Annotated in this window: 19 protein-coding genes; 9 read left to right on the top strand and 10 right to left on the bottom strand. The window is 72.1% G+C overall.

Features of this window, described 5'->3' with window-relative positions:
* The first annotated feature begins 66 nt into the window (after positions 1–66).
* The 3 genes from FOF48_RS32140 to FOF48_RS32130 all read left to right on the top strand — a co-directional run bounded on the left by FOF48_RS32140 (position 67) and on the right by FOF48_RS32130 (position 2,550).
* Positions 67–1,320: a hypothetical protein gene (locus FOF48_RS32140; protein WP_143908039.1), complete on the top strand. Its 1,254-nt coding sequence runs from the start codon at positions 67–69 to the stop codon at positions 1,318–1,320.
* A 303-nt stretch (positions 1,321–1,623) separates the two neighbouring features.
* A complete protein-coding gene (locus FOF48_RS32135; protein WP_143908037.1) occupies positions 1,624–1,983 on the top strand; it encodes a helix-turn-helix transcriptional regulator in 360 nt (119 codons plus the stop codon).
* A 66-nt stretch (positions 1,984–2,049) separates the two neighbouring features.
* Entirely contained in the window at positions 2,050–2,550 is a 501-nt protein-coding gene (locus tag FOF48_RS32130; protein ID WP_143908035.1) for an SRPBCC domain-containing protein, read from the top strand.
* A 75-nt stretch (positions 2,551–2,625) separates the two neighbouring features.
* Here the strand turns inward: FOF48_RS32130 and FOF48_RS32125 are convergent, their stop codons facing one another.
* Entirely contained in the window at positions 2,626–3,624 is a 999-nt protein-coding gene (locus FOF48_RS32125) for a zf-TFIIB domain-containing protein (RefSeq protein ID WP_143908033.1), read from the bottom strand.
* A gap of 168 nt (positions 3,625–3,792) precedes the next feature.
* On the opposite strand from FOF48_RS32125, the gene FOF48_RS32120 reads away from it, so the two are divergent.
* Positions 3,793–4,728, top strand: a complete 936-nt coding sequence (locus FOF48_RS32120) for a pirin family protein (RefSeq protein ID WP_143908031.1) — start codon at positions 3,793–3,795, stop codon at positions 4,726–4,728.
* Here the strand turns inward: FOF48_RS32120 and FOF48_RS32115 are convergent.
* Together FOF48_RS32115 and FOF48_RS32110 are read right to left on the bottom strand one after the other, a co-directional pair.
* On the bottom strand, positions 4,719–5,327 hold the full coding sequence (locus FOF48_RS32115; protein WP_143908029.1) for a DUF2378 family protein: 609 nt from the start codon (positions 5,325–5,327) through the stop codon (positions 4,719–4,721). The two genes, FOF48_RS32120 and FOF48_RS32115, sit on opposite strands and share 10 nt — an antisense overlap.
* An 81-nt stretch (positions 5,328–5,408) precedes the next feature.
* On the bottom strand, positions 5,409–6,872 hold the full coding sequence (locus tag FOF48_RS32110; protein ID WP_143908027.1) for an ATP-binding protein: 1,464 nt from the start codon (positions 6,870–6,872) through the stop codon (positions 5,409–5,411).
* Positions 6,873–7,049: 177 nt separating this feature from the next.
* Here FOF48_RS32110 and FOF48_RS32105 point away from each other — a divergent pair, with 177 nt between their 5' ends.
* On the top strand, positions 7,050–8,009 hold the full coding sequence (locus FOF48_RS32105; protein ID WP_143908025.1) for a PLP-dependent cysteine synthase family protein: 960 nt from the start codon (positions 7,050–7,052) through the stop codon (positions 8,007–8,009).
* Positions 8,010–8,036: 27 nt separating this feature from the next.
* Here the strand turns inward: FOF48_RS32105 and FOF48_RS32100 are convergent, their stop codons facing one another.
* The 3 genes from FOF48_RS32100 to FOF48_RS32090 form a co-directional block, all read right to left on the bottom strand.
* Positions 8,037–9,128, bottom strand: coding sequence for an aromatic ring-hydroxylating dioxygenase subunit alpha (locus FOF48_RS32100; RefSeq protein WP_143908023.1), 1,092 nt, complete (start codon positions 9,126–9,128; stop codon positions 8,037–8,039).
* A gap of 42 nt (positions 9,129–9,170) precedes the next feature.
* A complete protein-coding gene (locus FOF48_RS32095) occupies positions 9,171–9,584 on the bottom strand; it encodes a four-helix bundle copper-binding protein (RefSeq protein WP_143908021.1) in 414 nt (137 codons plus the stop codon).
* Positions 9,585–9,699: 115 nt separating this feature from the next.
* Positions 9,700–12,177 (bottom strand): heavy metal translocating P-type ATPase, encoded by a 2,478-nt coding sequence (locus FOF48_RS32090; RefSeq protein WP_143908019.1) that lies wholly within the window; start codon positions 12,175–12,177, stop codon positions 9,700–9,702.
* 311 nt (positions 12,178–12,488) lie between these two features.
* On the opposite strand from FOF48_RS32090, the gene FOF48_RS32085 reads away from it, so the two are divergent.
* Positions 12,489–14,540, top strand: coding sequence for a leucine-rich repeat domain-containing protein (locus FOF48_RS32085; RefSeq protein WP_143908017.1), 2,052 nt, complete (start codon positions 12,489–12,491; stop codon positions 14,538–14,540).
* A 9-nt stretch (positions 14,541–14,549) separates the two neighbouring features.
* On the opposite strand, the gene FOF48_RS32080 is transcribed toward FOF48_RS32085, so the two are convergent.
* Together FOF48_RS32080 and FOF48_RS32075 are read right to left on the bottom strand one after the other, a co-directional pair.
* Positions 14,550–15,128 (bottom strand): RNA polymerase sigma factor, encoded by a 579-nt coding sequence (locus FOF48_RS32080; protein WP_143908015.1) that lies wholly within the window; start codon positions 15,126–15,128, stop codon positions 14,550–14,552.
* Positions 15,129–15,132: 4 nt separating this feature from the next.
* Positions 15,133–15,711: a hypothetical protein gene (locus FOF48_RS32075; RefSeq protein WP_143908013.1), complete on the bottom strand. Its 579-nt coding sequence runs from the start codon at positions 15,709–15,711 to the stop codon at positions 15,133–15,135.
* A 119-nt stretch (positions 15,712–15,830) separates the two neighbouring features.
* Between FOF48_RS32075 and FOF48_RS32070 the strand changes: the two genes are divergently transcribed.
* Positions 15,831–16,295 (top strand): hypothetical protein, encoded by a 465-nt coding sequence (locus FOF48_RS32070; protein WP_143908011.1) that lies wholly within the window; start codon positions 15,831–15,833, stop codon positions 16,293–16,295.
* Here FOF48_RS32070 and FOF48_RS32065 read toward each other — a convergent pair.
* The gene (locus tag FOF48_RS32065; protein ID WP_143908009.1) at positions 16,292–17,710 is read right to left on the bottom strand and encodes a sigma-54 dependent transcriptional regulator; all 1,419 of its coding nucleotides are present in this window, start codon (positions 17,708–17,710) and stop codon (positions 16,292–16,294) included. The two genes, FOF48_RS32070 and FOF48_RS32065, sit on opposite strands and share 4 nt — an antisense overlap.
* On the bottom strand, positions 17,707–19,167 hold the full coding sequence (locus FOF48_RS37645; RefSeq protein WP_143908007.1) for an ATP-binding protein: 1,461 nt from the start codon (positions 19,165–19,167) through the stop codon (positions 17,707–17,709). Before FOF48_RS37645 ends, FOF48_RS32065 begins: the two co-directional genes overlap by 4 nt.
* A 169-nt stretch (positions 19,168–19,336) precedes the next feature.
* Here FOF48_RS37645 and FOF48_RS32055 point away from each other — a divergent pair, with 169 nt between their 5' ends.
* Positions 19,337–20,272, top strand: a complete 936-nt coding sequence (locus tag FOF48_RS32055) for an MBL fold metallo-hydrolase (protein WP_143908005.1) — start codon at positions 19,337–19,339, stop codon at positions 20,270–20,272.
* A gap of 33 nt (positions 20,273–20,305) precedes the next feature.
* Positions 20,306–22,066 carry a M14 family zinc carboxypeptidase gene (locus tag FOF48_RS32050; RefSeq protein ID WP_143908004.1) on the top strand — a complete coding sequence of 587 codons (1,761 nt, stop codon included), beginning with the start codon at positions 20,306–20,308 and terminating at the stop codon, positions 22,064–22,066.
* Positions 22,067–22,126 lie beyond the last annotated feature (60 nt).

The following is a 22,126-nucleotide window of genomic DNA, read 5'->3' as shown; positions in this document are numbered from 1 at the left end:
CGCGGCCTGGGCCGCCCTCCAGACGGGGGTCTGTGCCAAGGGACGCGGCGCGATAGCCTCATCCGGATGACCCGAGTCTTCTTCTCCGACCTGGAGACCCACTCGCCCAGCGGGCGCTTCATCCTGACGGCCCGCTCGCCCCACAACGGGACGATCCTCCGACGCGGCGGGCGGAAGGCTTCCTGGTGGTGGGGCAGGCGCACCGCGTTCCAGAACGAGTTCCGCTTCCAGCTGCTCGAACACATGCCCGGGAGCGCCGAGCCTCGCCTTGTCTGGGAGCGGTGGCAGCAGTGGAACGAGAGCAGTCCGCACCAGTTGTTCGTCTCGGACACGGGCTGGTCCATCCTCCGGACCCACGGCCCCCAGCTCATCGCCGTGGCTCCGTCGGGGCGCGACGTGCTTCGGGTGGACATCCTCGGTCCCAGGGCAGGGAAGGTGGGACGCGATGCGTGGCGGGCAGACCACGCCACGTCCACGACCGCGGGGCTGTTCTGGTCGAAGCATGCGTGGCCCTACTTCTTCCGCGACGCCGAGACGGACTTCTTCATCTGGCGGACACACCGAGGGCAGCGGCTGGTGCTCGACCTCACCCACGCGGCCATCCTCCCGGAGGCGGATGTCCGGGCGCGTGAATGGGATGCCGCGGAGCAGCGCGATGCGACCGCGCTGCTGGCGATGCTGACGGAGCGGCTCCAGGAGGTTCAAGCGCACCTGTCGAAGTCATTCACCGCTCCGCGGAAGGAGGTCTCCAGCGAGCTGCGGAAGGACCTCGACCGGGTGGTGGGCGCCGTCGTGCTGGTGGGAGCGCACCGCATCCACGCGTGCCTGCCGCTGCTCCAGCAGTGGGAAGCCGTGGAGGATTGGAGCAGCGTCTCGCGCAGCTCCGTGTTTCGCGAGGCGTCCCTGGAGGAGCAGACCTTCCGCCCCATCGTCCAGCAGTCCCTCCGGCGGCTGGGGGTCCAGCCCCGAGGCTTCGCGGCCTATTCCTTCCTCGACGCGAAGAATGAGCGGTACGCGGTCCCAGAGTGCCTGCCGGACCGGCGCGAGCGGGCAGCGACCCTGGAGAAGACGATGTCGGCCTGGGAAGTCCTCCAACGGGTGGGAGCACCGGACCTCATCCATCACGTGACCGAGTTCTCCGACGACGTGGAGCGCGCGTTCGAGCACTGGGAATACGACTTCCAGGCCGACGGCCAGTGGACGACGCTCCAGTTGCGCTGGGAGCTGAACTCGCGCCCGCCCTTCATCGCCGAGCTCCAGGAGCGCCCTTCCTCCTGGCTCCAGTCGAACGAGCGCGAGCAGGCACTGCTCGAGCGCTAAACCAACGATCGTGGCTCTCGAACGGCCTCAGGCGATGAGCCCGAGGCCGTTGCGGTGCAGGGATGGACTCGCGGAGCGCTGGCGATCGCGAGCAGTCCGGAGGGGACCGAGGCGCTGTCGAGGATGCGGTGGATGAGGACCGCGTGATGGACGCATCGGCGTGGCACTCGGCACTCGTCAGCAGCCCTCCCCTGCCTCCCTGCTCTCGCCCGTTCCCTTCAACACTGCCCCTATCCTTCCTTATGCGCTCCACATGCGCTCTACGCGGTTGATCTCGTGAAACCAGTTGGTATAGTAAACCACATGGTTTCAGATCTCTCGCCCCGGCTGGACGTCGTTTTTCACGCCCTGGCCCACCCCGCTCGGCGCGCGATCATCCGCCAACTGTCGGGCGGGGAGCGCAACCTCAGCGAGCTTGCCGCACCCCTCAAAATGACTTTCCCGGCGGCGACCAAGCACGTGCGCGTGCTGGAGCACGCCAAGCTCGTCCGTCGCCGCGTCGCCGGGCGGCAGCATTTCTGCCGGTTGGAGGCCGCGCCGCTGAAGGAGGCGATGCTCTGGACCGAGTCGTTCCGCCGGAGCTGGGAGGCTCGGTTCGAGGCGCTGGACTCGCTGCTCGATGAGATGAGCTCCGACGAGCAATCGCGGGCTCGTCGCCGCTGAGCGTTTTCACCGCCGCCTCGCCGCGGCCGCTCTCACTTTCCAACTGTCAGTCACAAGGACCAGCTCATGAGCCCCATCCCCGCCACCTCCCCCAAAAGCCTGCACATCTCCACGCCCACGGACACCACCATCATCCTCATCCGCGCGTTCAACGCGCCTCGTCGCCTGGTGTGGGAGGCCATGTTCACTCCGGACAAGATGCGCCGTTGGATGCTTCCTCCGCCGGGCTATGCCCTGACCACCTGCCAATGCGAGCCTCGCGTGGGCGGCGCGCTCGACATGGCCTGGAAGAGCGACGAGGCCGACCCGGCCATGACGCTCCGGGGCAAATTCACGGAGGTCGTCCTGCACGAACGGGCCGTTCACACCGAAACGATGGCGCTGGGGTCGGGTCAGGAGATCGGCTCGCTGCTGGAGAAGCACGAGTTCTCCGAGGAAGGCAGCGTCACCACGATGCGCATCACGCAAACGTACGACACGAAAGTGGCCCGTGATGGCGCGCTCGCGTCCGGCATGGACCAGGGCATGGAGGCCTGCTACCAGCAGTTGGACGCCGAGCTGGGGTAGCGCGCTCACGAATGGGTCGGGCGGGGTTCGATTCCGCCCCCAAGGACGAACCTCGGTCCAGGCTGGAGCGACGGCTCACCGCAGCACGACGTCACAGTGCGGACAGCGGTCCAGCGACAGGTTGGGGGCTCCGTCCGAGTCCGTGTTGTCGTAGTCGTGCAGGTCGTTCCCGCATCCCGGACACAGCAGTTGGAAATACGCGCTGAACATGTAGGTCAGGCTGGCGAAGGTGAAGGCCGCGGCGAAGGGGACCCCCGCCAGGTCCCACCCTTCCGGAGGAGGCCCGCGCCGCAGGACGAGCCAGAGGCCCCCGCCCAGCAGCCCCACGACACCGCTCGCGATCACCAGGGTGTTGTGCACCACCCACCGCCTGCTGAACTCCTCGCGGATCCTGACGAACTGCTGGAAGTCCAAGTCCCTCCGGACGGCCGGAGCCAGCACCTTCCCCGTGGCAGGCGCGCTGTCCTGGACCGCTTCCCGCGCCGACGCCGCCAGCGCGCGGTGGTGCTCCGCCGTGGACTGGAGCGCGGAAGCGACCCCCGCGAGGTCCCGCAGGAGCTCCCGGACGGACGCCTCGGAGAGCGAGCCCATGGGGGACGCGATGAGCTCCTGCCCCTGGAGCTGGAACGGAACGCCGCGCGCCTGGAGCCGGATCAGCGCGTCGCGGACGCCGGGTTCGCCCAGCAGCCGGATGACCGCCGCTGGGTTCGCGCCCTGGATGAGGAACGCCGCGTCCAGCGCGGGCTGGCCCACCTGGATGTCCCGCTCCTTCGAGGCCCCGCGCCAACGCAGACCCCGCCCCTGGGGGAGCAGCGCGAAGTCCTGAGGCAGCTTCGTCCCCAGCATGAGCCGCAGCCGTGAGGCCCCCGTGCGCGACAGGGACACCTCCACCGGATGGCCCCGGTAGCGGCCGGCCAACAGCACGCGCGTGGACGCCGGGAACGGTGACAGCTCCAGGATGGGGCCCAGTGCCCGCCAGCGACGCCGGGCCCATGCGCGGCGCCACGCCCGGAGCGTCAGCGGTGTCAGCGCCACGGCGGCCGCGACGGCAAGCCCGATGAGCCCAGGGGACATGGTGAGGCCCAGGCTAAACGCGGATCCACCCCGGAGAAAGCACGGCGTCCAACGGTGCCGCCCCACCCGGGTCCGAGCGAAGCGTCCGAGCGTGGAACGTCCGGGAGAAAGTGGCCGCGCGGGACGGGAACCCAGGCAGACTGGGCCCCCTCGAAAAGGAGCCACACCATGAGCTGGGAAGAGGATCTGCAGGGGCGTGAACCCCCTCCCTCGCTGGAGACGCTCATCGTCCCCCGCATTCGCGACCTGGGCGACGGCTTCCACGTGCGCCGCGCGCTGCCCTCCGCGCGCCGCCGCATGGTCGGCCCCTTCATCTTCCTGGACCAGATGGGCCCCGCGGACTTCGACCCCGGCCGGGGCCTGGACGTGCGGCCCCACCCGCACATCGGGCTGGCCACCGTCACCTATCTCTTCGAGGGCGAGATCCTCCACCGCGACTCGCTGGGCAGCGTGCAGCACATCCGCCCCGGCGCCGTGAACTGGATGACCGCGGGCCAGGGCATCGCCCACTCCGAGCGCACCGACCCCGAGACCCGCGCCGCCGGCGGCCGCCTCTTCGGCATCCAGGCCTGGGTCGCGCTCCCCAAGCAGCACGAGGAGACCGCCCCCGCCTTCGTCCACCACCCCACCGACACCCTGCCCGTCGTCGAGGGCGAGGGCGTCCACCTGCACGTCATCGCGGGCGAGGTGCACGGCGGCAAGTCCCCCGTGCGCGCCCACTCCGCCCTCTTCTACGCGGACGCGAAGCTGGACGCCGGCGCGCGGCTCAAGCTCCCCACCGAATACGAGGAGCGCGGCCTCTACCTGGTCGAAGGCACCGTGGACGTGGAGGGCACGCGCTTCCAGCCCGGCGAGCTGCTGGTGTTCAAGCCGGGCAGTGAGATCATCCTGAGCGCGGAGGCCCCCGCGCGCATGATGCTCCTGGGCGGCGAGCCCATGGACGGCCCGCGCTACCTGTTCTGGAACTTCGTGTCGTCCTCCAAGGAGCGCCTGGAGGCCGCCAAGGCGGACTGGAAGGAGGGCCGCTTCGCCGCCGTCCCGCAGGAGACGGAGTTCATCCCCCTGCCGCCGGATGATCCGCCCGCGCCCGTGCGCTACCCGTAGAGCCTGCGGACCGGCGCGACCGTGCCCGTGGGCCGCCGCGCCTTCGCTTCCGTCCACGTCAGCCGGTACGTCGCCGCCGTCCCGTCGAAGGCGAGGGGCGTCACCTCCGGTGAGCCCGCGCCCGACGCGCGCAGCGTCTCCACCAGGAAGCCGCAGGCGAAGAAGGGCGTGTCCGCCAGCACGTCCTTCACCCACAGGGTGGCGGCCTGCTTCGACAGCTCCTCCACCCGCACCTCGTTGAAGTTGTTGCCGGCGCGCAGGTTGTACGGCACGCGCTCCAGCGTCTTCTCCGGCCCCAGGTGCGTCACGAGCTGCATGCTCGCCCGCCCCACGGACGTCTGCTGGAAGCCCTTCAGGTACCGCGCGCCCAGCTCCAGGTAGGCGGCCTCCGCTGGCTGGCCCGGGAACACGTCCCGCGCCGCCACGTCCAGGAACGTCCGCCACTGCTCCAGCGAATAGTTGTGGCGCAGCGGCGCCGCCAGGTCCAACCCCACGGCCTTCAGGCGCTGGCGCCCGTCCCGTGTCAGGTGCGGCCCCAACGCGCGCACGAAGAGGGCGTCCACGCTCTGGGCGAAGATTCGCTTTTCGGATGGGACCATGCCCTCAGGGTGGTGTCGCCCCCGCGCATCCGGAAGTGCCGACGCGCCGCATCCGTCAACGAGTGGGCACATCTCCCGGCGTCATTGGCGGGGCAGCTTCACCGTGAAGGTCGTGCCCCGCTCCTCCGTGGAGCTCACCTGCACGCCGCCGCCGTGGGCGCGGACCAGCTGTTCGGTGATGTAGAGCCCCAACCCCAACCCCGCGGACACGCCCCGCTCCCGTTCACTGCGGCCGGCGCGGCGCCACGCGGTGAAGAGGTGGGGCAGCTGCTCCGGAGCGATGGGCGCGCCCAGGTTGTGCACCCACACGACGGCCTCGCCCTCCAGCCCCTCCGCGCCCACCCGCACGGGCGTCTCTGGGGGACTGAACTTGAGCGCGTTGGACATCAGGTTGCCCACCACCTGCTCCAGCCGATCCGCGTCCCAGTCGCCGCGCCCGTCGCCCCGCACCTCCAGCAGCACCTCGCGGTGGGGATGGCTGGCGCGCGACTCCTCCACCGCGCCGCGCACCACGTCGAACAGGTCGCACCCCGCGCGCACCACCGGCAGCCCCGCGCCCAGGCGCGCCCGGGCGAAGTCCAGGAGCTGGCGGATCATCCGGTCCATGCGCTGGGCGCTGGTGAGGATGCGCCCGGTGAAGACGCGCTGCCGGTCCGACAGCTCCCCCTGGCGCTGGAGCTGCTGCGCGGACATGGACAGCGCGTTGAGCGGGTTGCGCAGGTCGTGGCCCAGGATGCCCAGGAACTGCTCTCGGAAGTCCTCCGCGTGGCGCACCTCCGTGACGTCCTGCCCGGTGGCGATGACCGCCTCCACCGCGCCCGTGGGCCCGGTGGCCGGGGACATCGTGTAGTCGAAGTGCCGCGGGCCCCGGTCCGATGACAGGGTGATGCGGCCGCGCTGCACCTGCCCCGTGCGCCGGGCCGCGTCCAGCGCCTTCGCGTAGGGCTCCAGCTGGGGGTCCATCGCGCACAGCGCGTCCATGCTCAGGCCCGGCTGGTGCACGTGGTGCGTCCCGCGCGACGCGGCCACCGCCTGGTTGGCGAAGATGAGCGTGCCGTCCCCGTCGTAGAGGGAGATGGGGTCCGCCGCCGCGGACATGGCCAGGTCCAGCAGCCGCCGCTGCCGCTGCACCTGGTCGGAGAGGACGCGCACCTCGCGTTCGGCGCGGCGCAGGCGCAGGAGCGCGTGCACCTGGGCCACCAGCTCCTCGGGGTCCACCGGCGCGACCAGGTACGCGTCCGCGCCGTGCTCCAGCCCCTGCGCCCGGTCCGCGGCCCCCACCGCCTGCGCGGACAGGTGCAGCACCAGCGCGTTGTGTGTGCGCGAGGAGGACTTCAGGCGCCGACACACCTCCAGGCCGCTCATGTCCGGCAGCCGGACATCCAGGATGACGAGGTCCGTGTTCTCGTCCGCGAGCGCCAGCGTTTCACCGCCCGTGCCGGCCTCCAACACCTGGAAGCCCGCCAGGGAGAGGACGCGGGTGGTGACGTAGCGGCTGGCCAGGTCGTCGTTGACGTTCAGGATGATGGGCGCTGGAGGCGACATGCGGGCGGAAGAGAACCGTGGCCCTCCTTCGTAATGGCTGGCCCTCGGAGCGCCAAGTGTCGCGCGTGGGAAAATGTCTTCCGTGGGAGGACAGCCAGGGGGACGGGCGGTCGTCGCCGCTCGCTGGCCAACAGAGGGTGACTCCCCCCCTGGCGCGTTTCGCGATAGGGATGACCCATGCGCCCTCCCTGCCGCCCGCTCCCCGCTGATGGTCGCTTCCTCCAGGCCGTGGGGCCCACGCCGCTCGTCCCCGTGCGGCTGGACCCGGAGGGCCCCACCATCTGGTGCAAGCTGGAGTTCCTCAACCCCAGCGGCTCCACCAAGGACCGCATCGCGCGGTACATGCTGGAGAAGGCCTGGCGGCTGGGCGAGCTGTGCCCGGGCGGCGACGTGGTGGAGGCGTCCAGCGGCTCCACGAGCATCGCCATGGCGCTGGCGAGCGCGCAGATGGGCTGCCGCTTCACGGCGGTGATGCCAGAGGGCGTGACGGAGGAGCGGCTCATCGCCATCCGCGCCTACGGCGGCGAGGTGGAGCTGGTGCCGCGCGCGGAGGGCATCCGGGGCGCCATCGCGCGCGCGGAGGCCCTGGCGAAGGAGCGCGGGGGCTACGCGCCCCGCCAGTTCGAGAACCCGGACAACGCGGAGGCCCACCGCGTGTGGACGGGGCAGGAGATTCTGGCGCAGGTGCCGGGCGGGCTGGTGCACGGCGTGGTGAGCGGCGTGGGCACGGGTGGCACCATCGTGGGGCTGTATCAGGCGTTCGCGGAGGCGGGCTGTCCGGTGACGGCCTTCGTCGCGCGGCCCATCGCCGGGCTGGGCTGCGACATCGAGTGTTGCAGCTTCAGCGCGCGCGTGCCGGGCGTGGTGGACGGCCTGTCCAAGCTGTACCGCGAAGCGGACCTGCCGGGGCGCGTGGAGCTGGACGTCTCCGACGACCTGGCCATGCGCACCGCGCGCGCGCTCATCCGGCGCGGCTTCCCCGTGGGCCCGTCCTCCGGGCTCAACTACGCGGCGGCGGTGGAGGCGGCGAAGCGGCTGGGCCCGCAGGCGCAGGTGGTGACGGTGTTCCCCGACCGCATGGAGCGCTACTTCTCCACGGAGCTCGTCCAGCCCCGGCCGCAGGCCCGCCCCACCTGACCCGGCCTGGACAGCGGGGCCCAGGCGCTACGTGCGCATGCGCACGCGCGTCTCGTGCACCGTGTCCGGCGGAGGGGCGGTCCGCTCGCGCTCCTGGGCGCGCATCAGGCGCAGGATGCCCGGGCCCAGCACGTCGATTTCGGTGGAGGCGTAGGACTCCGTGCCGAAGCGGCGGATGGAGTCCGTCTGCTTCGCCAGGATGCGCGCGTCCTGACCGAAGATGTGCAGCCCCACCGGCAGGACGAAGGGCAGCGCGGCCTTCAGGAGCAGGCGTGGCACCGGCAGCTTGAACGTCACCACCGCGTACACGAGCGTGTCCCAGTCCCCCACCGGCGTCATGGCGGAGTTGACCAGGACGTGGCTCCGCTCCCCGATGCGGTACTCCACCTGCGCGATGGACGGCATCAGGAAGCGGTCGAAGTGCTGCACCACCCCGCCGCCCGGCGCGAGCAGCCGCCCCACCAGGCCCTTGGGCGCGGGCTCCCCGAGGTACTCCGCCTCCACGCGGTCCGCGCTCCGGCGCACCACCACGTCGATTTCGTTGCGCTTCTCCGCGGTGCGGAACAGGCCGCCGTGGAGGAAGGCCGTGTGCGGCACGTCCAGCGTGTTCTCCAGCACCGCGTGCAGCGACCCCGGCGCGCGGAGCACCCGGCGCACGGTGGTGTAGTCCGGCGCGTCCAGCAGCGGGAAGCGGAAGGGCTCCGTGGTGGGCTCCACGCCGGGCGTGGAGTAGACCCAGACGAAGCCGTCCTGCTCTCGCGCCGCGTGGGACGTGGCGCAGCGGGACTTCGCCTCCGGTTCCCCCACGAGCCCGGGGATGAGCCGGCACTGTCCTCCGGAGTCGAAGCGCCAGCCGTGGTAGCCGCACTCCAGCTGCCCTTCCCGCACGCGCCCCAGCGACAAGGGCACGTTGCGATGGGGACACCGGTCCACCAGCGCGCCGGGCTTGCCGCCCTCGCCCCGGAACAGCACCAGGGGGGTGCCCTGGAGCGTGCGCGCGAGCGGCTGGTCCTTCAGCTCGCGCGACGTGCACAGGATGAACCACGAGTGCGGCAGCCGGACGACCGAGATGTGACTGGGGGACGCACCGGGGGCGCGGCCTTCCTCGCGGGCATTCATGCTCCCAGTCTAATGGGCCTGGGGTTCCATGCACGCCCCCCTTCAGGCGGGCAGGTCAGCGGCGTGCTGAGCGGCCTCCGGGTTGATGGGCTGGGACATCATCCCACCGCTCATCCGCCGGCAGGACGCCTCGCAGCGGCGGCACGCCTCCGCGCAGGCCTTCATCAGCCCCTCTTCGCTCCGCTGCTCACAGGCGTCGGCGCAGGCCTCGCACACCTCCGCGCAGGCGAAGCAGGTGCGCGAATAGAGGTCGGAGTTGCGCAGCATGAAGCGCGCGTTCGTCTCACAGATGTCCGCGCAGTCCATCAGCAGTTGGAGGTCCTTCGACTCGGCGTGCCTGCCTCCCTGGTGCAGACAGTCCGCCAGCGTCACCAGACAGATGCGGTGGCAGGCCAGACATTGGTCGATGCACTCATGCAGCTCGTCGTTGTCCCGCTCTGATTCGGCGTTCGCCATGGGGGGTCCTTTCGGGCCAGAAAGCCGTTCCCCCTTCACGGTGGGCATGCGCGGGGCCGCGACCCTCCGGCCCCGCGGGGCCGCCTGCCCGGACGCCGCTCCGGAGCAGGGAGGACTACGGCTCCAGCCGGCGCAACCGCAGGGCGTTGCCGATGACGGAGACCGACGAGAGGCTCATCGCCGCGCTCGCGAACAGCGGGCTCAAGAGCAGGCCGAAGACGGGGTAGAGCACCCCCGCCGCCAGCGGCACGCCCAGCAGGTTGTAGACAAAGGCGAAGAAGAGGTTCTGTCGGATGTTGCGCAGAACGCCCTGGCTCAACCGGCGCGCGCGCGCGATGCCCCGCAGGTCGCCCTTCACCAGCGTCACGCCCGCGCTCTCCATGGCGATGTCCGTGCCCGTCCCCATCGCGATGCCCACGTCCGCCCGGGCCAGCGCCGGTGCGTCGTTCACGCCGTCGCCCGCCATCGCCACCACGCGGCCCTGTGCCTGGAGCTGCTTCACCGCGTCGCCCTTCGCGTCCGGCTGCACGCCCGCGAGCACCTCGGTGATGCCCAGCCTGCGCGCCACCGCGTGGGCCGTGGTGGGGCTGTCGCCGGTCAGCATCACCACCCGCAGGCCCTCCTCGCGCAGCCGCGCCAGGGCCTCCAGCGTGGACGCCTTCACGGGGTCCTCCACGCCCAGCAGGCCCGCCGCGCGGCCGTCCACCGCCATCAGCACCACGGTCTGCCCTTCCTCACGCAGCGCCTCCGCGCGAGAGGTCAGCGCGTCCGCCTCCACGCCCAGGCTCCGCATCAGCGCCGCGTTGCCCAGCGCGATGTCGCGGCCGTCCACGCGGCCCCGGACGCCCTGGCCCGGGTGGGACTGGAAGCCGTCCACGGCTCCGAGCGCGACGCCTCGCTCCCTCGCGCCCGCGACCAGGGCCTCGGCCAGGGGGTGCTCGCTGCCGCGCTCCAGGCTCGCGGCCTGCCGCAGGAGCACGGCCGCGTCCACGCCCGGCGCGGGCTCCACCGACACGAGGCGCGGCTTGCCCTCCGTGAGCGTGCCCGTCTTGTCCACCACCAGCGTGTCCACCGCCGCCATCCGCTCCAGGGCCGCCGCGTCGCGGATGAGGACGCCCATGCGCGCGCCCTGCCCGGTCCCCACCATCACGGACATCGGCGTGGCCAGCCCCAGCGCGCACGGGCAGGCGATGATCAGCACCGCCACCGCGTTCACCAGCGCGTGCGCGAGCTTCGGCTCCGGTCCCCACACCGCCCACACGGCCGCCGTCAGCAGCGCCACCGCGATGACCGCGGGCACGAAGACGCTGGCCACGCGGTCCGCCAGGCGCTGGATGGGGGCCCGCGTGCGCTGCGCCTCGGCCACGCGCTGGACGATGCGCGACAGCAGCGTGTCGCGTCCCACGCGCTCCGCGAGCATCACCAGCGTCCCCGTGCCATTCACCGTGCCGCCCGTCACCTTCGCGCCCGGGCCCTTCTCCACCGGCACCGGCTCGCCGGTGACGAGCGATTCGTCCACCGCGCTCGCGCCCTCCAGCACCTCGCCGTCCACCGGCACCTTCTCACCCGGGCGCACGCGCAGCCGCTGGCCCACGTGCACCTGGGCCAGCGGGACGTCCTCTTCGTGGCCGTCATCGCCGATGCGCCTCGCGGTGGCGGGGGCCAGCGACAGCAGGGCCCGCAGCGCGCCGGACGTCGCGTGGCGGGCGCGCAACTCCAGCACCTGCCCCAGCGCCACCAGCGTGAGGATGATGGCGGCGGCTTCGTAGTACACGGGCGCGGTGCCGCCGTGCCCCGTCCGCGCGCCTTCGGGCAACAGGTGCGGGAACAGCGTGGCCCCCACGCTGAAGACATACGCCGCGCCCGCGCCCAGCGCGATGAGCGTGAACATGTTCAGGTGCCGGTTCCGCACCGACGCCCAGCCCCGCTGGAAGAACGGCGCGCCCACCCACAGCACCACCGGCGTCGCCAGCGCGAACTGCGCCCACAGCAGCGCCGCGGGCGACAGCGCGTGCTGCACCGGCTGGCCCGGCAGCATGTCCGACATGCCCAGCAGCATCAGCGGCACGCTCAGCGCGAGGCCCACCCAGAACCGCCGCGTCATCGAGCGCAGCTCGGGATCCGCCGGCGCCCGCGCCGTCACCGTGCGCGGCTCCAGCGCCATGCCGCACTTCGGGCAGGTGCCGGGCCCGTCGCGCACCACCTCCGGGTGCATGGGGCAGGTGTACTCGACGCGCGTCTCCAGCTCGGGCGGCGACTCGGGCTCCAGCGCCATGCCGCACTTCGGGCAGGCCCCCGGCGCGTCCCGCCGCACCTCCGGATCCATGGGGCACACGTACACCGTGCCCCGCGCGGCGGCGGGAGGTGGGGTCCGAGGCTGGAGGAAGTGCCCGGGGTCCGCCTGGAAGCGCTGGCGGCACTTCGGCCCGCAGAAGGACCAGGTGTGCCCGGCGTGCTCCCACTGCCCGCCCTTCGGCGCGCGCGGGTCCACCTCCATGCCGCACACGGGGTCGATGGCGGGCCCCCCATCCTCCGGGAAGGGCGGTGGCCTGGGTGAAGCGGAGACAGGGGAATGCGGATGCGAATGCGCCATGGTGAAGCCTCCTTTCCCCAGGCCAACGCGGCACCCGGCGCGCTCTTACACATGCGTAAACCCCTGGCGCGGCGGCGGAAGGGCACCCGCCCCGCTCCGTCCGTTGAAGGGAGGGGCGTCAGGCGGGCCCGGCGCCTGCCCGGCCGAGGCATTTTTCCGGTAGGAGGGCGCGCAAGGGGTCGTCGGAGTGACTGGAGTTCCAGGGGGTTGCGGCGCCGGGTGACCTCCCCTACGAACAGCAGCCCGGAAAGTCTCCCGCATCCGTATTCCCTGGGAGACAAGGTCGGGGCCCGACCTGGAGAGGGCATCGAATGCGACGCATGTGGAGCGCATGGGGGGCGGTGCTGGCGCTCCTCGGCGGCGGCTGTGATGCCATCGACCTCTCGGGTGTCACCCAGCGCAACGCGAAGACCCGGGTGCGCCCGGAGCCCCCGGGCGAGCACTGCCGCTTCGGCGGTCAGGCGGTGCAGTCCGGCCTGGACCTGGACCGCGACGGGCTGCTGGACGACGCGGAGGTCACGGCCACCGACTACATCTGCGCGGCAGCCCTCCCCGAGGTGAGCACCCGCACGCGGCCCGAGCCCCACGGAGCGAACTGCGCGCTCGGAGGACAGGCGATTCAGTCCGGCCTGGACCTGGACGCGAACGGACAGCTGGACGACGCGGAGGTCACCGCCACCGACTACGTCTGCGCCACCACGGTCGCCAACGTGCTCCTGCGCGTGCGGCCGGTGTCCCCCGGCGCGCAGTGCGCCCTGGGCGGGCAGGTGACGCACGCCGGACATGACGCCAACGCCAACGGCCTGCTGGAGGACGAGGAGGTCTCCCGCGAGGTCCTGGCCTGCGACGAGCCGGCCTCCGTGCTCTCACGCATGCGCTCGATTCCCGCCTTCACCGCCCCGTGCGATGGCGACGGGAACGGCGGAAGCGCGGTGGAGGCCGGGGTCGACCTCAATGGAGACACCGCGCTCGAGCCGTCCGAGGTCGAGGCCACCGGCTACGCCTGCGGCATCGAGCCCTCCGAGCTGAAGGCCCGTCACCAGACAGAGCCCGCGGGCTCCCACTGCGCTCGCGGTGGCACGCGCGTGGACTTCTTCCAGGACTCGAACCACGACGGTACGCCCGACCCCGGCGGCTTCACGTCGACCGTGTACGTGTGTCATTCCATCCGCGTGCACGACGGGATGTTCGTCGTGACGAGCCCCGTGGACCTGGTGGCGCTCGAGGGCGTCACCCACCTGAGGGGCGAGCTGCGCATCTCCGCGCCCACGCTGACCGACGCCTCGCTCCCCGCCCTGTCGGTCATCCAGGGGGCGCTGACGGTGGTTGCCAACTCCAGCCTGCGGCGGTTGTCCCTGCCCGCCCTGCGCTTCGTGGGCGGCGACGTGGCGGTGCGCTCCAACGCCCTGCTGGATTCATTGACGCTGGGCACCGCGGCGAGCGCCCCCCTGTGGGTCGAGCGCAGCCTCCTCGTCGAGGACAACCCCCTGCTCCCCACCCTGGAGGGGCTGGCGGCGGTGCAGCCTCGCGACAGCATCACCCTGCGCGCGAACGACTCGCTGGTGGAGCCCGGCCAGCTGTCCTTCGTCACCGTGCTCCAGGGGTCGGTCCTCTTCCAGGACAACCTCCAGGTGAAGCGGACGCCCTTTGTCCACCTGACCCGGGTCCACGGAGACGTGCGCATCACGAACAACAGCTTGCTGACGGCTCCCTTCGGGCTGGAGCAGCTGACCTCCGTGGACGGCACGCTGGAGTTGAAGAACAACGCGTTGCTCGAGCAGTTGGCACCCCTGGGCCAGCTCACCTCCGTGGGCCAGCTGGAGCTCATCGGCAACCCGCGCCTGGAGAACACCGTGGGGCTCGACAAGCTCACCTTCGCGGGCAGCATCCATCTCCAGGGCAACACGGGGCTCTTGAGCGCCGGGGACATGCCCCTGTTGCAGCGGGTGGATGAGGGCTTCTTCGTGAGATTCAACGCGCAGCTCCAGCGCGTGCACCGCCTGCCCCAGCTGCGTGGCACCGGAGCGGTGACCCTCACCGTCAACGACGCGCTGACGTCGCTGGAAGGCTTCAGCCGGGTGACATGGCTCCATACGCTGGAGGTGCTGGGCAACAAGCAGCTCGCGACGCTGGGCGACCTCTCTGCGCTGCGCGAGTTGAGATTCCTCAACCTCCAGGGCAACCCGGCGCTCACCGGCTTCAACCTGGGAGAGCTGGCCCGCGTGACGGACGACTTCGTCGTCGTGGACAACGCGAAGCTGCCCACGTGCCTGGCCACCACGCTCGCGGCGAACGTCTTCCAGGGCGACCCGCTGGGGGGCGTGCACATCTTCAACAACGACGACGCGACCCCGTGCCCCTGAGGGCGCGGCTCACCGCCGGGGCTTGCAGGTGCAGTCCAGGCAGCCGTGCGCCGCGCACGCGCCGCAGCCGCGCTCCAGCGAACGCTTGAGCGCCAGCCGCGCGCGGTGCAGCCGCACACCCGCGTTGTTGGCGGTGATGCCCACCTCGCGCGCCACGTCCGGCACCGCGCGCCCCTCCAGGTCCACCTGGTGCACCAGCTTTGCGTACTCAGGCTTGAGCGTGGGCAGGAGGTCGTTCAGGCACGCGCACACGGTGGCCTTCAGCTCCGGATCCTCCGACGCGGCGCCCTCCGCGTCGCGGGCCTCCACCGCCAGCGCGCGTCCCTCCGCGGCCTGCCGGCGGTGGTGGTCCACCAGGGCGTTGCGCAGCAGGCGGTAGACCCACGCCACCGCGCCCTCGCCATCCTTCAGCGCCCCGCCCTTCTCCAGGGTGCGGGCGAAGGCCGTCTGGAGCAGGTCCTCCGCGGCGGCCCGGCTGCCCACGCGCCGCTCCAGGAACGCGAGGAAGCGGCGCTGATGGGCCAGGAGCGCCGCCATCACGTCCTCGCGGTCCGGGGGCAGCCCCGCCTCTGGCCCTTCAGCGTCCATGCGGTTACGGAGGGCCGTAGCCCTGCACGCGCGAGTTCAGCTCCACCGCGGTGGCGTAGATCTGCGCCCACGCGCGGTACTTGAAGCGGTCCAGCGTGCCCTTCTGGTCGTTCGCGTAGTCGAACATGTCCTTGCGGAACTGCGCGTCCGCGGCCTTGCGGGCCTCGGGCTTCAGCGGCGTGCCCTTGCGGTCGTAGTAACGCAGCATGTCGTAGCCGTAGTCGTGCGTCTTGGCCGCCTTGTCGAACTCCTTCACCGGGCCAATCTGGCCGGGCACCGACGCGTAGCCGAGCGGGTCCTGCATGCGCTGGCCGTGCGGCGTCTGGATGGCGTAGGGCTTGTAACCCATCACCTGCTCGAAGTCCGCCGGGGGCGGGCGCGCGCCGGTGAGGTACTCGCTCATCAGCTTGCCGTTGTCGCCCGGAGGCGCGCTGGACACGGCCCCCGTGCGCTGGGCGGCGGTGGTGCCGGAAGCGAAGGAGTCCTTCACCGCGTTGCGCGCGGCGGGGGCCGCGGGGCGGGCGGTGGGGGACTCCGTACCGGAGGTCAGCGGCTGGCGGACGGGGGCGTTGCGGATGAGCATGGGGCGCCTGGGAGAGAAGTCTTCTCGATTTTTCGGAATCCGCCTGCCCAAAGTTGCGGATCCACTCCCAAAGTCGCGCAGAATGCGCCAACGCACCGCGTGGTGCACTGGAGGACACCGTGGGGAACTACCTGTATTCCGAGGGAATCAAGGAGCTACGCGCAGGCAACTTCGAGAACGCGCAGCGTCTCGTGGAGCAGGCGAAGCAGCAGGGGGACGCCTCCGTGGAAGAGCTCCACGCCATGGCCTTCGCGATGGACGGGCACGGCCAGCGGGGCTTCGCCACGGAGCTGCTGCAGGAGGCGCTCAAGCAGCAGCCCTCCGCCGCGGAGCCGGCCTGTGTCCTGGCGATGTTCCACCTGGAGAAGCAGGAGGACGCCCAGGCGGTGGAGGTCCTCAAGGCGGCGCTGACGGCATCTCCCGAGCACCCCAAGGCGAACCTGTGTATGGCCATGGCGCTGGCGAAGACGGAGGCCGGCAAGGCCCGGGCGCACGCCGCCAAGGCGATGAAGGACACGGACGCGGACGTCCGTCAGCAGGCGGAGGCGCTGGACAAGGTGCTGGCGGAGCACGAGCCCCGCTAGGGTGACTCGCCGCGCTTGAAGTCCTCCGTGCGAACCCCGTAGCGCTTGAGCAGGCGGTGCAGGCTCTCGCGCTCCATGCCCGCGCGCTCGGCCGCGTGGGTGACGTTGCCGGAGAACTCCTGCATCAGCGCGGTGAGGTAGTCGCGGGACACGGCGTCGCGAACGCGGTCCACCGTCTCGCGGTAGGGCTGCTTCGCCAGCGCCTCCGCGGGCAGCGGGCCCGGGGCCGCGAGGGAGCCGGGCACGTCGAGCTCCGGCGGCAGGTCCTCCGGCGTGATGCGTGGGCCCGCCGCCACCGCGGCCGCGCGCGCGACCGCGTTCTGGAGCTGCCGCACGTTGCCCGGCCAGGGCGCGGCGGTGAGCGCGTGGAGCGCCGGGGGCGTGAAGCCCTCCAGCTCCGGCCGGTTCGCGGCGGCGAGGAAGTGCATGGCCAGCAGCGCGATGTCCTCGCGCCGCTCGCGCAGCGCGGGCATGCGCACCGTCACGCCGCCCAACCGGTAGTAGAGGTCCTCGCGGAAGCGCCCTTGCGCCACCTCCACCGCGAGGTCCCGGTGCGTCGCCGCCACCACGCGCACGTCCACCGTCACCGGCGTGGTGGTGCCCACGCGGCGCACCTCCTTCTCCTGGAGCGCGCGGTTGAGCTTCACCTGCACGGGGAGCGGCAGGTCCCCCACCTCGTCCAGGAAGAGCGTGCCGCCGTGGGCCTCCTCGAAGAGGCCCGCCTTCGCGCCCGTGGCGCCGGTGAAGGCCCCCTTCGCGTGGCCGAAGAGCTCGCTCTCCACCAGCTCCGCCGGCAGCGCGCCGCAGTTCACCGCGACGAAGGGCCTGTCGCGGCGGGGGCTCTCCCGGTGCAGCGCGCGGGCGGCCAGCTCCTTGCCCGTGCCCGTCTCGCCGGTGAGCACCACCGTGAGGTCGCGCGCCGCCAGCTGCGCGAGCAGCGCGTGCGTCTTCTGGAGCGCGGGGCTGGTGCCGCGCAGGCCGTGGAAGTCCGGCATGCGCGCCACGCGGCCCGCCAGCCCCCGCGCGTCCCGGTGCTGGCGCTGGCGCTCCAGCGCGCGGGCCACCACCAGCGCCACCTCGTCCGGGTCGAAGGGCTTGGACAGGTAGTCGTACGCGCCCTCCTTGATGGCCTCCACCGCCTTGGGGATGCTGGCGTAGGCGGTGACGAGCACCACCTCCGTGTCCGGCGCGCGCCGCTTCACCTCGCGCAGCACCGTGAAGCCATCCGCGCCGGGCATCTGGATGTCCGTCACCACCACGTCGAAGGGCCGCGCGGACAGCAGGGCCAGCGCCCGCGCCCCGTCCGGCGCCGTCGTCACCGCGTACGCGTCGCCGAGGATGCGCGCGAACAGCTTGAGCATGTTCTCCTTGTCGTCCACCACGAGGACGGACGGCCGGGGCTCCGCGCCGCTCATGCCGCCGCCTCCTGTTCGCGCGAGGGCGCGGGCAGGGACAGCGTGAAGCGCGCGCCGCCCCACGGGCCCGTGTCCACGTCGATGCGTCCGCCGTGCGCCTCCGCGATGGACTGGCTCACCGCGAGCCCCAGCCCCGTGCCGGAGGGCTTGGTCGTGAAGAACGGCTCGAACAGCCGCGCCCGCGCCTCCGCCGTCATCCCGGGCCCGGAGTCGGACACCGCCACCCGGGCGCCGCCCTGCGCGTCCACCGCGATGCGCACCTCCACCCGTCCGCCCTCGCCCGCCGCCTCCGCCGCGTTCTTCACCAGGTTGAGCAGCACCTGCCGCAGGCGCGGCGCCTGCGCCCACGCGGTGCCTTCCCCGTGCAGCTCCACCGACACCGGGGCCAGCCGCGCGGACTCGCGCAGGCGGGACACGACCTCCTCGCACGCCTCGCGCAGCGCCACCGGCTCCAGCGGCCCGCGCCCCGGACGCGCCACGTCCAGCAACCCCTCCACGATGTCCTGGCAGCGCACCGCCTCCTCCTCCACCACGCGCAGGTCCTCCGCGAGCGCGCCCTCCGCCCGCCGCTGCAACAGCCGCACGTATCCCAGGATGACGCCCAGGGGGTTGTTGATTTCGTGCGCCACGCCCGCCGCCAGCCGTCCAATGCCCGCCAGCTTCTCGTGCTGGACGAGCCGCGCCTGGTGCTCCCGCAGCGCCCCCGTCATCCGGTTGAGCTGCGCGGCCAGGTGGCCCAGCTCCCCGGGATCATCCTCCGGGATGCGCGCGTCCAGGTCCCCGCGCGCCAGCCGCGCCGCGCCCTCCGACAGGCGCGCCACCGGCCGGGCCACCGAGTTGCCGATGTAGACCCCCACCCCGGCCGCGAACAGCGTGGCCCCGCCCAGCAGCAGCAGCGCCCAGCGGAAGCTGTCGCGCTCCACCGCGCCCACGTGCGCCTCGAAGGCCGCCATCGACGCGTCCGAGCGCTCCGTCAGCGCGTCCACCCGCGTCTGGATGCGCGACACCCACTCCAGCGCGCGCCCGTGGGCGGCCTCCACCGCGTGCGCGTCCTTCGCCATCACCGCGGGCAGGAGCGTGTCCCGGTAGAGCGTGTCCAGCGCGTCGCCGGAGGCCTGGATGTCCGCCACCGCCGCGCGCTCCTCCGCGTCGCGCGCCTGCTCCGCCAGCCGCCGCGTCAGCGCCTCCACGCGCGCGCGGGCCTCGGTGTGGAAGCGCCGGTGGGTGTCATTGCCCAGGATGATGGTGTGCGCCAGGTGCGCGTACTGGTCCCGCACCGCGGTGGCCAGCGCGCGCGCCTCTCGCGCCCGGCCCCCGACCTCGCGCAGCGCACGCGTGCCCTCATGGATGTCCGCCAGCCGGCCGAGCGCATACCCCGACGCCGCCGCGAACAGCGCCACCAGCGCGCCGAACGCGAGCAACACCCTGCGGGTGGTGGTGCCGGAGACAGGACCCATCGCGACCCCTCTTATATGGCCCGTCCCCCCGCGTCCGCTCCCCTCGCGTCCCGCCCAAGTCCTCCCGGCGCCGCATTCCCCTTGCGCCCCTCCCCCCTCCGGCCGAGCATCCCCCGTCCGAAGCGGCGCGGGCCCATCTTGAGGGGACACCCGTCGCCGGGAGCCGCCCATGACGATGCGCTTCAAGAACCTGGATGGCAGTGGGCCGCACCCGTTCACCAACGTCTTCAGGTGGGCCGTGGTGGACAAGCTCGCGGGCAGGCGCCGCAAGTCGCCCGCGCACGCCGCGGTGCCTCGTGTGGAGCCGGACCTGGCGGTGCTCGCCACCCCGCCCGCGCCGGGCGAGGGCGCGCGCCTGACCTGGCTGGGGCACGCGAGCTGGCTGGTGCAGTTGGATGGCGTGTCGCTCCTCATCGACCCGGTGCTGCGCGACGCCATCAACGTCGTCATCCGGCGCAACGTGCCGCCTGGCGTGCCGGCGGAGAAGCTGCCGCCCATCGACGCGAGCCTCGTGTCCCACAACCACTACGACCACCTGGACCTGCCCACGCTCAAGCAGGTGGGCGCCCGCGTCATCACCGGCCTGGGCCACGCGCCGGTGTTCCAGGGCGAGGGCCTGCCCTTCCACGAGCTGGACTGGTGGGAGTCCACGCAGGTGGGCCCGGTGCGCGTGCACTACGTGCCGTCCCAGCACTGGAGCCGCCGGGGCCTGAACGACGCGAACCAGATGCTCTGGGGGGGCTTCGTGGTGGAGGGCTCCAGCGCGCGCGTCTACCACTCCGGCGACACCGCCTACTTCCAGGGCTTCAAGGAGATTGGCGCGCGCTTCCCCCACCTGGACGCGGCGCTGCTGCCCATTGGCGCCTACGACCCGGCGTGGTTCATGCGCTTCCAGCACATGAACCCGGAGGAGGCGGTGCAGGCCTTCGAGGACCTGGGCGCGCTCGCCTTCTTCGCCATGCACTGGGGCACGTTCAAGCTCACCGACGAGCCGCTCGACGAGCCTCCCGCCCGCCTGGACGCGGAGTGGGTGCGCCGGGGCTGGCCGCGCGACCGCGTGCACGTGTTGCCCGTGGGAGGTACACACACCGTGCGCCACGGTTGAGCGCTGGCGGGGCTTGTGGTCTCAAGCAGAGCCATGCTCCTGCCCACGCTCACCGCCCTGATCCTCACGCAGGCCCCACCCCTCACCTCCACGTCCGAGCAGAGCGGCTGGACGCGCACCGGCCGCTACGCCGAAGCGGAGGCGCTCTGCCGCGCCTTCCCCAAGGCGTTCCCCGGCAAGGCCCGCTGCGACACGCTGGGCGTGTCCCCGGAGGGGCGCCCGCTGGTGGCGCTCGTCGTGAGCCAGGACGGCACCCTCACCGCCGACGCCGCGCGCGGGAAGAAGCGCCCCGTGGTGTTCTTCCAGGGCGGCATCCACGCGGGCGAGATCGACGGCAAGGACGCCGGCTACTGGCTCTTGCGCGACGCGCTCCAGGGCAAGGCGCTGCCGGACGTGCTCAAGGGCGTCACCGCCGTCTTCGTGCCCGTCTTCAACGTGGACGGACATGAGCGCTTCAGCCCCAACCACCGCCCCAACCAGGTGGGCCCGGAGGAGATGGGCTTCCGCACCACCGCGCGCAACCTCAACCTCAACCGCGACTACGTGAAGGCGGACGCGCCGGAGATGGTGCTGCTGCTCCAGTACCTCAACGCGTGGGATCCGCTCGTCTACGTGGACCTGCACGTCACGGACGGCGCGAAGTTCGAACCCGACGTGTCCGTGGGCCTGGAGCCGCAGAAGTCCGGCCCGCCCGCGCTCCAGGCGCTGGGCACGAAGCTGCTGGGGGAGCTCTTCACCGGGCTCACCGCGCAGGGGCACCAGCCGCTCGGCTTCTATCCGTCCTTCCTCCAGAACGACGACCCCACGAGCGGCTTCGCCTACGGCGTCCCCCCGCCGCGCTTCAGCCATGGCTTCTGGTCCATCCACCACCGCTTCGGCGTGCTCGTGGAGACACACTCCTGGAAGACCCACGCCCAGCGCGTGAAGGCCACCCGCGACGTGATGGACGGCCTCTTGCGCCTCGTCGCCCGCGACGGCGCGGCGCTCCTGGCCGCGGTGAAGGCGGAGGACCAGAAGGCCGCGTCCGGCCAGGTGCGGGAGGTGGTGCTCGGCTGGGAGAACACGGCGAAGCGGGAGACGCTCCAGTTCAAGGGCTACGCCTACGAGCGCGCGCCATCGGACATCTCCGGCCAGCCGTGGATCCACTACGACGACACGAAGCCCCAGACGTGGAGCGTGCCGTACGCGCCGGACATCCAGCCCGCGCTCACCGCCACGCTCCCCACGGGCGGCTACCTGGTGTCCGCCGCGCACGCCGCGTGGGTGGCGCCGAAGCTCGCCGCGCACCACATCGCGTTCCAGCGCCTCACGCGCGCGGTTTCCGCCGCGAAGGTGGAGTCGTTCCACTCCAAGGACTTCCAGTTCCAGGCGCGCTCCAACGAAGGCCACCAGGGCCTCGCCGCCAAGGGCACGTGGAAGCCGGACACGCAGGACCTGCCGGCGGGCACGCTCTACGTGCCGGTGGCGCAGAGGAACGTGGAGCTGGTCGCGCACCTGTTCGAGCCCGCGGGGCCGGACTCGCTCCTGGCGTGGGGCTTCTTCAACGCCCACTTCGAGCAGAAGGAATACATCGAGGACTACGTGGTGGAGCCCTTCGCCCGGGAGCTGCTGGCGAAGGACCCCGGCGTGAAGGCCGCGTTCCAGGAGCGCCTGAAGGACCCCGCGTTCGCGAAGGACCCGAACGCCCGCCTGCGCTTCTTCGCCGAGCGGCACCCGGCCTGGGACGAACGCCTGGGCCTCTACCCCGTGTACCGCGCCGACAGCGCGCCCCCGGGGCTCGCGCCGGTGAAGTAACGAAAAGAAGAAGCCCCCGGCCCGTGGCCCCGTGAAGGGGCGTGGGGCACCGGGGGCTTC

This window comes from Corallococcus sp. Z5C101001 (genome assembly GCF_007352635.1).
Taxonomy (GTDB): domain Bacteria; phylum Myxococcota; class Myxococcia; order Myxococcales; family Myxococcaceae; genus Corallococcus; species Corallococcus silvisoli.
Note: the sequence above shows the minus strand (reverse complement) of the source record. Positions and strands in the feature narration are given on the sequence as shown.

Bases quoted from the DNA above. Each gene is read 5' to 3' on its own strand.
- FOF48_RS32140 (WP_143908039.1), top strand. From the start codon at position 67: ATGACCCGAGTCTTCTTCTCCGACCTGGAGACCCACTCGCCCAGCGGG.
- FOF48_RS32135 (WP_143908037.1), top strand. From the start codon at position 1,624: ATGGTTTCAGATCTCTCGCCCCGGCTGGACGTCGTTTTTCACGCCCTG.
- FOF48_RS32130 (WP_143908035.1), top strand. From the start codon at position 2,050: ATGAGCCCCATCCCCGCCACCTCCCCCAAAAGCCTGCACATCTCCACG.
- FOF48_RS32125 (WP_143908033.1), bottom strand. From the start codon at position 3,624: ATGTCCCCTGGGCTCATCGGGCTTGCCGTCGCGGCCGCCGTGGCGCTG.
- FOF48_RS32120 (WP_143908031.1), top strand. From the start codon at position 3,793: ATGAGCTGGGAAGAGGATCTGCAGGGGCGTGAACCCCCTCCCTCGCTG.
- FOF48_RS32115 (WP_143908029.1), bottom strand. From the start codon at position 5,327: ATGGTCCCATCCGAAAAGCGAATCTTCGCCCAGAGCGTGGACGCCCTC.
- FOF48_RS32110 (WP_143908027.1), bottom strand. From the start codon at position 6,872: ATGTCGCCTCCAGCGCCCATCATCCTGAACGTCAACGACGACCTGGCC.
- FOF48_RS32105 (WP_143908025.1), top strand. From the start codon at position 7,050: ATGCGCCCTCCCTGCCGCCCGCTCCCCGCTGATGGTCGCTTCCTCCAG.
- FOF48_RS32100 (WP_143908023.1), bottom strand. From the start codon at position 9,128: ATGAATGCCCGCGAGGAAGGCCGCGCCCCCGGTGCGTCCCCCAGTCAC.
- FOF48_RS32095 (WP_143908021.1), bottom strand. From the start codon at position 9,584: ATGGCGAACGCCGAATCAGAGCGGGACAACGACGAGCTGCATGAGTGC.
- FOF48_RS32090 (WP_143908019.1), bottom strand. From the start codon at position 12,177: ATGGCGCATTCGCATCCGCATTCCCCTGTCTCCGCTTCACCCAGGCCA.
- FOF48_RS32085 (WP_143908017.1), top strand. From the start codon at position 12,489: ATGCGACGCATGTGGAGCGCATGGGGGGCGGTGCTGGCGCTCCTCGGC.
- FOF48_RS32080 (WP_143908015.1), bottom strand. From the start codon at position 15,128: ATGGACGCTGAAGGGCCAGAGGCGGGGCTGCCCCCGGACCGCGAGGAC.
- FOF48_RS32075 (WP_143908013.1), bottom strand. From the start codon at position 15,711: ATGCTCATCCGCAACGCCCCCGTCCGCCAGCCGCTGACCTCCGGTACG.
- FOF48_RS32065 (WP_143908009.1), bottom strand. From the start codon at position 17,710: ATGAGCGGCGCGGAGCCCCGGCCGTCCGTCCTCGTGGTGGACGACAAG.
- FOF48_RS37645 (WP_143908007.1), bottom strand. From the start codon at position 19,167: ATGGGTCCTGTCTCCGGCACCACCACCCGCAGGGTGTTGCTCGCGTTC.
- FOF48_RS32055 (WP_143908005.1), top strand. From the start codon at position 19,337: ATGACGATGCGCTTCAAGAACCTGGATGGCAGTGGGCCGCACCCGTTC.
- FOF48_RS32050 (WP_143908004.1), top strand. From the start codon at position 20,306: ATGCTCCTGCCCACGCTCACCGCCCTGATCCTCACGCAGGCCCCACCC.